8 protein-coding genes and 1 pseudogene are annotated in these 6,457 nt (G+C 42.1%); 6 read left to right on the forward strand and 3 right to left on the reverse strand.

The annotated features are described in order from the left end of the window. Window positions 1-110: 110 nt before the first annotated feature. A pseudogene (locus WFH18_RS16195) lies at window positions 111-410 on the forward strand (DUF2147 domain-containing protein); the annotation flags it as partial. Between the two features lie 51 nt (window positions 411-461). Here the strand turns inward: WFH18_RS16195 and WFH18_RS16200 are convergent. From WFH18_RS16200 to pdxA, 3 genes are read right to left on the reverse strand one after another with little or no spacing between them, the layout of a single operon-like run. Further along, a complete protein-coding gene (locus WFH18_RS16200) occupies window positions 462-1,307 on the reverse strand; it encodes a symmetrical bis(5'-nucleosyl)-tetraphosphatase (RefSeq protein WP_121980315.1) in 846 nt (281 codons plus the stop codon). A gap of 6 nt (window positions 1,308-1,313) precedes the next feature. Next, complete coding sequence (gene rsmA / locus WFH18_RS16205) at window positions 1,314-2,126, reverse strand: 16S rRNA (adenine(1518)-N(6)/adenine(1519)-N(6))-dimethyltransferase RsmA (protein ID WP_121980316.1); 813 nt, start codon at window positions 2,124-2,126, stop codon at window positions 1,314-1,316. A 33-nt stretch (window positions 2,127-2,159) separates the two neighbouring features. Continuing rightward, window positions 2,160-3,128, reverse strand: coding sequence for a 4-hydroxythreonine-4-phosphate dehydrogenase PdxA (gene pdxA / locus WFH18_RS16210; RefSeq protein WP_121980317.1), 969 nt, complete (start codon window positions 3,126-3,128; stop codon window positions 2,160-2,162). A 305-nt stretch (window positions 3,129-3,433) separates the two neighbouring features. Between pdxA and rplM the strand changes: the two genes are divergently transcribed. The 5 genes from rplM to WFH18_RS16235 all read left to right on the forward strand — a co-directional run bounded on the left by rplM (window position 3,434) and on the right by WFH18_RS16235 (window position 6,351). After that, window positions 3,434-3,862: a 50S ribosomal protein L13 gene (rplM, locus tag WFH18_RS16215; RefSeq protein WP_004281682.1), complete on the forward strand. Its 429-nt coding sequence runs from the start codon at window positions 3,434-3,436 to the stop codon at window positions 3,860-3,862. A gap of 13 nt (window positions 3,863-3,875) precedes the next feature. Beyond that, the gene (rpsI, locus tag WFH18_RS16220) at window positions 3,876-4,262 is read left to right on the forward strand and encodes a 30S ribosomal protein S9 (protein WP_004281681.1); all 387 of its coding nucleotides are present in this window, start codon (window positions 3,876-3,878) and stop codon (window positions 4,260-4,262) included. A gap of 331 nt (window positions 4,263-4,593) precedes the next feature. Further along, window positions 4,594-5,247 carry a glutathione S-transferase N-terminal domain-containing protein gene (locus tag WFH18_RS16225; RefSeq protein ID WP_005248012.1) on the forward strand — a complete coding sequence of 218 codons (654 nt, stop codon included), beginning with the start codon at window positions 4,594-4,596 and terminating at the stop codon, window positions 5,245-5,247. 9 nt (window positions 5,248-5,256) lie between these two features. Beyond that, window positions 5,257-5,685, forward strand: coding sequence for a ClpXP protease specificity-enhancing factor (locus WFH18_RS16230; RefSeq protein ID WP_005248014.1), 429 nt, complete (start codon window positions 5,257-5,259; stop codon window positions 5,683-5,685). 18 nt (window positions 5,686-5,703) lie between these two features. After that, window positions 5,704-6,351, forward strand: a complete 648-nt coding sequence (locus tag WFH18_RS16235) for a hypothetical protein (RefSeq protein ID WP_121980318.1) — start codon at window positions 5,704-5,706, stop codon at window positions 6,349-6,351. The last annotated feature ends 106 nt before the right edge of the window (window positions 6,352-6,457 follow it).

A 6,457-nucleotide genomic window follows, 5' to 3' on the forward strand; every position in this document is an offset into this window, starting at 1 on the left:
TAACTTTATGGTGAATATTATGGCTGCTATAGTGGCTTATTGCTTAAATCCAAATAAGCCAACTTTCCAAAACTTGCTAAAAAGCTAAAATATTTCATCGAACTCAGGTTACCTATTCAGGCAAAATTGTAAAAATCACGCCTCGCCCAGACTATAATCCACGTGAAAAATGCAATAACTGCCCTGCACCTTATACCAATCAGCCTATTTTAGGCATGACCATTTTAAAAGGCCTAAAACTGGTTGAAGGTACCAAGAATTATGACAAAGGTCGTATTATCGACCCATTGGCAGGTAAAATTTATGATGCAAAAATGCGTTTAAACAATACCGGTAAACGTTTAACCTTACGTGCCAGTATTGGCGTTTCAGTTCTAGGCCGTAACCAGACCTGGATTCGAGCAGACTAAATTTTAAAACTAAAAAGCCACGTAATCACGTGGCTTTTTTATGGAATGTGCTTACATCGCCGGATTGTCCACTGCAAACATCTGCTGATCTTCTAGGCGGAATGCTATCAGTTGATTACCCCAGACACAACCGCCATCTACATTCTGAATCTTGTTCGAAATGGTTTTACCATTCAAGGCGGCCCAGTGACCAAACAGGATCTGATGAGTTTGTGCGGCCTGTGATTCAAACTCAAACCAAGGTTTAAAACCTTCCGGCATCGGATCATCCAGCGCATCTTTAAAGCTGTATTCCAGACGTCCCTCAGCGTCAGTTAAACGCATTCGGGTGAGGTAGTTCACGATACAGCGAATACGTTCATGGCCTTGTAGCTGATCCGACCAAAGTGCGGGTTCTTTCCCGAACATTTCTTTCAGAAAATCATCCAGCACCTCGAAGTCATCATGAGCAATGATCGCTTCGACTTCTTGTGCCAATTGAGCAGTTTTTTCTGCACTCCAGATATTCGGAATCCCAGCATGCGTCAGGATAGTCTGCTCATTTGGAAATAGACACATTGGCTGTTTGCGCAGCCAGTCAATCAAGTCATCACTGTCGATCGCATCAATCACATCACGAACATTGTCTTTTTCTTTCACCGGTTTGATGCCGCGGGCATAAGCCAGCAAAGTCAAATCATGATTTCCCAAGACCGCCGCAGCCGCACCTTGCTCAGCCAGCTTTTTGATAAACCGCAACGCTGCAATTGAGTTTTCACCACGTGCAACCAAATCTCCAGCAAACCAGATAAAATCTTGTTCTGCATCAAACTGGATTTCCTTGAGTAAAGCTTTCAAAGCCTCAAAACAGCCTTGAACATCCCCAATCACATAATTATATCGAGCAGTACGGTTCATCGTAATTTAAGCCACCATTTGATCTGAAAGTGCAACAAACTGTTCAAGTGTCAGAGTTTCTGGACGTGCCATCGGATCAACACCCGCTTTTTCAAAACCATCTTCGATCAGCATACCTTTCAAGCTGTTACGCAGGGTTTTACGACGCTGGGTAAATACATGCGATACCAGTCGTGCCAATGCTTTTTCATTCTTCGCCACAATCGGTTTAACTTTATAAGGCTCTAAACGGAATACTGCTGAAGTCACTTTTGGTGGCGGATTAAAAGATCCTGGTGGTACTTCGAACAAGAAAGTCGGTTTACAGAAATATTGAATCATCACCGACAGACGGCCATATTCTTTGGTATTGGGTGATGCGGTAATACGGTCTACCACTTCTTTTTGCAGCATGAAATGCATGTCTTGCACTTTGTCACCAAATTCCAGGAGATGGAATAACAGTGGCGTTGAAATATTATAGGGCAAGTTACCGACGACACGTAATGGACGATCTTCCTTGAACAATTGAGAATAATCATATCTCAATGCATCGGCTTCAATAATGGTTAAACGTTCCGGATGTGGTACACGACCCGGCAGACCTGCCGCCAGATCACGATCCAGTTCAAGTACAGTTAAGGCATCACATTCACCAATTAAAGGTGAGGTCAAAGCGGCCAGACCCGGGCCAATTTCCAGGATGTTCTGACCTGGACGCGGATTGACTGAGCGTACAATTTTGGCAATGACACGCTGGTCATGTAAAAAGTTTTGACCAAATCTTTTTCGAGCCTGATGCCCTTCATCTTTTGGGTTTAAGGCATTAATTTGATACATAAAAACATTTCCAACGTGAGTGATGAACAATAATCAGTGGCGCGCCAGATCGAGGGCTAAATCGACAGCAACGTGCAGGCTGGAACTTTTCGCAAGTCCCGTCCCCGCAAGGGAGAGTGCTGTGCCATGATCAACAGAAGTTCGAATAAACGGTAAGCCGAGGGTAATATTAATGGCTTCACCAAAACCCTGTGATTTTAACACAGGTAAACCTTGATCGTGATACATCGCCAGAACAGCATCAGCATCTTTTAGGTTTTCTGGAGTAAATAAAGTATCAGCAGGTAGGCTTAAACTCATGTTGATACCTTGAGCACGATAGCTTTCGAGTACCGGATTGATCACTTCAATTTCTTCCATCCCCAAATAACCGCCCTCACCGGCATGCGGATTTAAACCGCAAACCAGTATCTTCGGCTGTTCAATCTTGAATTTGGATTTCAGATCGTGAATCAGAATATCAATCACCTGATGCAAGCGCTCAGGGGTAATTGCATCTGCCACAGCACGAAGCGGAAGATGGGTAGTGGCCAAGGCCACGCGTAAAGTTTTGGTGGCCAGCATCATGACTACACGTGGAACACCAGCAAATTCCTGGTAATACTCGGTATGACCACTAAAAGAAATGCCCGCTTCATTTATCACGGACTTTTGTACAGGCGCAGTCGCGACGCCGACACTTTTTCCTGACATGGCATAGTCTGCGGATCGACGCAGTTGCTCCAGTACATAAGCCGCATTGTTCGGATTCAGCTCACCCAATACGACGTCTTGCTGCACGGGAACATGCTCTACAAATAGCTGACCGATGCCTGAAGATGACTCCTGTCCTTGATATTCAATCAGCTCAACCGATAATTTGAGTATCTGAACACGTTGCTCGAGCATATGAATATCCGCCAACACCACAATTGGGCGCTCATCAACACGATCTGCAAGACTCAGGCAAATATCAGGACCAATTCCGGCAGGTTCCCCACTGGTGACATATAAAGGCAGCATCATCTTCTCAATTTGGCAAAGCTGAGAAATATTATAACCCGATCACGCCTACGCTGTAGTAATCATTGCAAAGAGTACTTATAAATCAATATTTTGATACCATTGAAACTATGGTTACAAATATAGTTGCAGTTTTTGTAGCATATAAAGGCTTAGGTCTTTCTTTCACCAGGGAGATTAGATAAAATACAGCGCTTGAAATTTTAATTTTCATTTGTGATTCTTCACGTATTCGTTTAGAATCGCGTCTCCTTTAGTTTGGACAGATTCCATAGTCCAAACCAACTATAATAGGTAGTGGTTTAATGAAAACTCTCAGCGCTAAGCCAGCTGAAGTTCAACACGACTGGTACGTTGTTGATGCTTCTGGCAAAACTTTAGGTCGCCTTGCGACTGAAATCGCTCGTCGTTTACGCGGTAAGCATAAAACTTCTTATACTCCTCACGTTGACACTGGCGACTACATCGTTGTTATCAATGCTGAAGAAATCACTGTGACTGGTAAAAAGTCACAAGATAAGAAATACTATCGCCACACTGGTTTCCCTGGTGGTATCCGTGAGACTAACTTTGAAAAGTTAATCGCTCACAAACCAGAAGCAGTTCTAGAAAAAGCTGTTAAAGGTATGTTACCTAAAGGTCCTCTTGGTTATGCAATGATCAAGAAAATGAAAGTGTATGCAGGTACTGAGCATCCACACGCTGCTCAACAGCCACAAGTTTTGGACATCTAAGGGATAACAGCACATGGCTACTAATTATGGTACAGGTCGCCGTAAGACCGCAACTGCACGTGTTTTCCTATCAGCTGGTACTGGTAAACTCGTAATTAACAACCGTACTCTTGAACAGTATTTCGGTCGTGAAACTGCTCGTATGGTTGTTAACCAACCACTTGAGCTTCTTGAAGCTACTGACAAATATGACCTTTACATCACTGTTGCTGGTGGTGGTATTGGTGGTCAAGCAGGCGCTATCCGTCACGGTATTACTCGTGCATTGATCGCTTCTGACGAAACTTTAAAACCTGCTCTTCGTCAAGCTGGTTTCGTTACTCGTGATGCTCGTGAAGTTGAACGTAAGAAACTTGGTTTACGTAAAGCTCGTAAACGTCCTCAGTTCTCTAAACGTTAATTCGTTTACCGACTCGGACAAAAAACCCTGGATTTTCCAGGGTTTTTTTATGGTAGTTAATTGGTAATTTAGACCTTTTTCCTTGTTATTGTTCATGCACATCCTTACCCCACACCCCTTCATGACACCAGAATGACTTCATCAAATAATAATTTGCGATCCCAATACAGATAAACAGCAAAATGACAGGAAGCTTGATCAGCATCTTATTTTCCTCCAGTTGTTTTTCTTATAATCTACCTCGGCTCAAGCCGATTGATCTTTGATGCTTGGTGCTTTTTAGGTTGAATTTTAGTATCCTAGTCTATTCATTAGAAGCTCATCAGGATTTATGTCAGTCGAAAGCGCGCCTCTTCAAGGAATCACTCTCTATAGTCATGCCGATGACTTTCGTTCCCATTGGATTCGCTATGTGCTTACCGAAAAACAGATTAAATATAACCTGATTTTGGTGGATGCCGATGATGAGGATCTGGCCAGTCTCAATCCTTATAATCAATTGCCGATGCTGATCGAAAATGAACTCAAATTATTTAATACTTCAATTATCTCTGAATATGTAGATGATCGTTATCGTCAGAACAAACTGTATGCCGATGCTCCGATGCCCCGGGCAGAGCAACGACAATACATCTGGCGCTTTGAAAATGACTGGCTGAAGCTGGCTGATATCATGTTACGCCATCCTGATACGCTGGATAAGAAAGCCAAAGCTCAGGCACAAAAACAGTTACAGGATATCCTGATTTCATTGATGCCACTATTCCAACATTTTCCCTATTTTATGTCTGAACAATTTAGTATCCTGGATTGTATGCTGGCACCAATTTTTATCCGTCTGAAACAGATGGGCGTAGAATTACCACAGCAGCAATGCCGTCCGTTTTATTTATATTGCCAACGAATTTTTAGTCGTCCTGCCTTTGTAAAATCCATGACATTGCAGGAAAAGAACCGTTATTCAGTGCAACTCAAACATCCATAGAGAAACATCATGTCCGAACAAGAATTCAACCTTAGCCCTACCCGTCCCTATATGGCACGTGCAATCTATGAGTGGGTTTGCGATAACAATATGACGCCTTACCTGCTGGTGGATGCCACACGCCCAAATACCATGGTTCCTGAGCAGTTTATTAAAGATGGACAGATTGTTCTGAATATTGTGCCACATGCCGTGCATGCGCTGCATATGAGCAATGATGCCATTAGCTTCTCGGCTCGCTTTGGTGGCGTTTCTCGTGATATTTATGTGCCTATGGCAGCAGTACTCGGCATTTATGCACGTGAAAATAGTCAAGGTTTATTCTTTGATCCAGGTGAATATGAGCATACACAAAATGATGAAGATGCTTTAAAATCAAGCACTGAAGAACAAACTGAACAACCAAAGAAAAAACCAACTTTAAGACTATTAGATTAAAAATAATGGAGCAAGTGAATGGCTTTTGATTTAGTACAATATTTTGTTGAACAGATAGAGACTCAAAAGCCTGAGCTTCTAAAAGAATATACAAAAGAAGAAAGACGAAAATATATATCAGAAATCAATGCCTTAACTTTAGGAAAACTTATTACTGAATGGCGTCATAACCCACAAAAAATTTATAATGAAATCAATCATCCTGATGAATTATATATCCTGGAAATCGTGCGTCATCTCGCTACCAGTCCGGAAAATCAATCTACTCTGGATCGAGCCCAGCTTGAGCACAGCACTTCAGAAATTTTTCATTTACAGCTTATTGAATTAAAACAACTGCATGATACCGGCAACCATAATATCCATAGCATTCAGGAATTACTGACCGGGCAAATTGAACATTTATCTGGTCAAGCAGATGATTGGGTTTGGACAACAAACAAGCTAACAGAACTCAAAGGCTCTAAACCAATTGTGCAAGAAGAGCTATCATTGGAAACATCAATGAAGGAGTTTAATCAAATGGTAAGCCAGAATCAGCAGCATCAAGATGTCGAAGAAGTCATTGTTATCAATACCCCAACATGGGCAAAGATTGTTGAACCCATCGTGGCGATTGTCATTCTTTGGGTATTAATCGCAGCCGTAATGCGCGTGTTTGGCTAAAATAGTCTGCAATAAAAAACCAGCGATTCGCTGGTTTTTTATTTTGTAAGGTTTATAAGATCAGCTTGTAAACTCTTATAGCGCTAGTTTTACAGAGATCCCAATA

This window comes from Acinetobacter sp. USHLN143 (genome assembly GCF_037145695.1).
Lineage (GTDB): Bacteria > Pseudomonadota > Gammaproteobacteria > Pseudomonadales > Moraxellaceae > Acinetobacter > Acinetobacter fasciculus.